Here is a 3,350-nt window from a genome sequence, read left to right on the forward strand (position 1 = left end):
CAGCAATTCTTCCACTTGAAGGTTTGGCAAAAGGTCAATATTTCTACGAAGTAGATTTGAACGGCAACACAAGAGGCAAAGAAGGTCAAGCTCTTCTCGACCAACTTCGTGCTAACGGCACACAAACATACCAAGCAACAGTTAAAGTTTACGGCGCTAAAGACGGTAAACCAGATTTGACAAATGTTGTAGCGACACGACAAATAATGGTTCAATTGCATGGTAAAGACATGACTACTAAATCATCTCAAGACAACCAAGCTGGAATGGACGCTGAAAAAGACATGAAATCAGAAATGATGGGATTGACTCATAGTATGGAAAATATGAAAGAGAATCAACCAGGTCAAGGTCAAAAAGTTGAACAAATGAAGAAAAGTGATGAAGGAATGTTGCCAAATACCGGTGAAGTTAAATCTAATACAGCAACTATCGGAATCTTTGGTCTTGTCTTAGCTGGTGTACTTAGCCTTCTTGGTGTAAAAGCTAAACGAGATAATTAAAATTCAAATCATTTAAAAATTAGTAAAAATAGTGTTATACTAAATCCAAGTATAACGCTGTTTTTATAAGGGGAATAGGCATGGAAAAGACAATTTTACTCGTGGATGATGAGATTGAAATTATAGATATTCAAAAACGATACCTAATCCAGGCAGGATATCAAGTATTGGTTGCCCATGACGGGCTAGAAGGTTTAGAAATTTTTCAGAAAAAATCAGTAGATCTAATCATCACAGATATCATGATGCCTAAAATGGATGGCTATGATTTTATCAGCGAAGTCCAATATTTATCCCCTGATCAACCTTTTCTCTTTATCACTGCCAAGATTAGTGACCAAGACAAGATTTACGGCTTAAGTTTGGGAGCGGATGATTTTATTACCAAACCGTTTAGTCCTCGTGAGTTGGTGTTGCGAGTTCATAATATTTTTCGCAGAATTCACCGCAGTGGGGAAACTGAACTGATTGAACTAGGGGATTTACGGATAAACCATGCCAATCACGAAGTTCATATCGGACAAGAGTCTTTAGACTTAACTGTCAAATCTTTTGAACTCCTCTGGATCTTGGCAAGTAATCCTGAGCGAGTCTTTTCAAAAACCGAACTCTATGAAAAAGTATGGCAAGAAGAGTATGTCGATGACACCAACACTCTGAATGTCCACATCCATGCTTTGAGGCAGGAGTTGGTCAAACACGCGAGTTCCAATACTCCAGTTATCAAAACAGTTTGGGGGCTTGGCTACAAGATTGAGAAAGCGAGGTAATGAATGAAATTAAAAAGTTATATCGTAATTGGCTATTTAGTCTCTACCATTCTGACAATTCTTGTGGTCTTTTGGGCAGTCCAGCGAATGCTGATTGATCAAAAAGAAATTTATTTCTTGGTCGGAATGACACTCGTTGCTAGCTTTATCGGAGCTGGAGTTAGTCTCTTTCTCCTCTCTCCGGTATTCTCTTCGTTGCGTCATTTAAAAAAGCAAGCTAAAAGGGTAGCAAGTCGGGATTTTAGTGGAGAAACTAACGTAAAAGGTCCAACGGAGTTTCAAGAGTTAGGGCAAGCTTTTAACGATATGTCCCATGATTTACAATCAACCTTTGAATCCCTCGACCAAAGTGAAAAAGAAAAAGGGATTATGATTGCCCAACTTGCTCATGACATCAAAACGCCAATCACATCCATCCAAGCAACGGTGGAAGGAATCCTTGATGGTGTTATTCAAGAAGAGGAGCAGGTGCATTATCTAATGACTATTAGTCGGCAGACCGACCGTCTAAATAAATTAGTGGAAGAACTCGGCGCTCTTACGCTAAATACCCAATCCAAGATAGAATCACCAAGAGGGATTGAGCCTGTATTTCTGGATCAGTTATTAATAGAAGCAATGAGCGAATTTCAATTTTTAATTGAAAAAGAAGAACGTGATGTGTATATACAGGTTAGTCCAGAGTATGCCCGTATCCAGGTAGACTATGATAAGATTTCGCGAATTTTGGTTAACTTGCTTAATAATGCTTTTAAATACTCGGAACCAGGAACTAAGATTGAAGTTGTAGCTTTGATTGAGGACCAGGACTTGACAATTAGTGTCAGAGATGAAGGATATGGTATTGCTCAAGAGGAGTTGGACAATATCTTTAAGCGTCTCTATCGGGTAGAAGCTTCTCGCAACATGAATACTGGAGGTCATGGCTTAGGTCTTGCAATTGCGCGTGATCTAGCTCGCCAATTAGGTGGAGACATCAGCGTAGAAAGCCAATATGGCCTAGGAAGCAAGTTTATCCTTAGTCTCAATCTGAACGAAAAGTAAAATAGATAGAAAAATCTCTTTACAAATGCAGTTTTTCATGATACAATAGCCTTTGTGTGAAATAGCAGCAGGAAAGCATGAAGCTCGTCAACAGGTGTCTTCTGATAAGTAACCTTGGCTGTTTAGGCGAAGGGCATCTGCACGAATCAGGGCTTTCTAAGTGACTATTTCCGCCGAAAATATATTTACATCAGGAGGACATACATATGTCACGTTATACAGGACCATCTTGGAAACAAGCTCGTCGCCTTGGCCTTTCACTTACAGGTACAGGTAAAGAATTGGCACGTCGTAACTACGTACCAGGACAACACGGACCAAACAACCGTTCTAAATTGTCAGAATACGGCTTGCAATTGGCTGAAAAACAAAAACTTCGTTTCACTTACGGTGTAGGTGAAAAACAATTCCGTAACTTGTTCGTACAAGCTACAAAAATCAAAGGCGGAATCCTTGGTTTCAACTTTATGCTTCTTTTGGAACGTCGTTTGGATAACGTTGTTTACCGTCTTGGTCTTGCGACTACACGTCGTCAAGCTCGTCAATTCGTAAACCACGGTCACATCCTTGTTGACGGAAAACGTGTTGATATCCCATCATACCGTGTAACTCCAGGTCAAGTGATCTCAGTTCGCGAAAAATCATTGAAAGTTCCAGCTATCCTTGAAGCAGTTGAAGCTACTCTTGGACGCCCAGCGTTCGTATCATTCGATGCTGAAAAATTGGAAGGTTCATTGACTCGTTTGCCAGAACGTGATGAAATCAACCCAGAAATCAACGAAGCACTTATCGTTGAATTCTACAACAAAATGCTTTAATTTTAAGATATATGATACAGAAAGCCTACAACAGTGGGCTTTTTGCTTTTCAAAAAATAAAAAAATAAGAAAAAATTATCTTAAGTTCTTGACAAGGTAGAAAAAGTAGGTATAATAGAAAGAGTTGAAAAGCTCGAGGTCCGTTGGTCAAGGGGTTAAGACACCGCCTTTTCACGGCGGTAACACGGGTTCGAATCCCGTACGGACTATGAGTG

4 protein-coding genes and 1 tRNA gene are annotated in these 3,350 nt (G+C 39.7%); all 5 read left to right on the forward strand.

The features are described 5' to 3' along the window. Positions 1–503, forward strand: a 503-nt coding sequence (locus NGI26_RS09135) for an SSURE domain-containing protein (protein WP_251938905.1), incomplete at its 5' end; no start/stop codon positions are given. Positions 504–583: 80 nt separating this feature from the next. Continuing rightward, a complete protein-coding gene (locus tag NGI26_RS09140) occupies positions 584–1,273 on the forward strand; it encodes a response regulator transcription factor (RefSeq protein WP_251938907.1) in 690 nt (229 codons plus the stop codon). A 3-nt stretch (positions 1,274–1,276) separates the two neighbouring features. Next, entirely contained in the window at positions 1,277–2,317 is a 1,041-nt protein-coding gene (locus NGI26_RS09145) for a sensor histidine kinase (RefSeq protein WP_251938909.1), read from the forward strand. Between the two features lie 206 nt (positions 2,318–2,523). Next, positions 2,524–3,135: a 30S ribosomal protein S4 gene (gene rpsD / locus NGI26_RS09150; RefSeq protein ID WP_004253981.1), complete on the forward strand. Its 612-nt coding sequence runs from the start codon at positions 2,524–2,526 to the stop codon at positions 3,133–3,135. Between the two features lie 137 nt (positions 3,136–3,272). Next, positions 3,273–3,344 (forward strand) — tRNA-Glu (locus tag NGI26_RS09155). The last annotated feature ends 6 nt before the right edge of the window (positions 3,345–3,350 follow it).

Origin of the sequence: Streptococcus sp. Marseille-Q0941, from assembly GCF_943736975.1 — a bacterium.
GTDB lineage: Bacteria > Bacillota > Bacilli > Lactobacillales > Streptococcaceae > Streptococcus.

Coding starts and splice junctions, on each gene's coding strand:
- NGI26_RS09140 (WP_251938907.1), top strand. CDS start 584: ATGGAAAAGACAATTTTACTCGTGGATGATGAGATTGAAATTATAGAT.
- NGI26_RS09145 (WP_251938909.1), top strand. CDS start 1,277: ATGAAATTAAAAAGTTATATCGTAATTGGCTATTTAGTCTCTACCATT.
- rpsD (WP_004253981.1), top strand. CDS start 2,524: ATGTCACGTTATACAGGACCATCTTGGAAACAAGCTCGTCGCCTTGGC.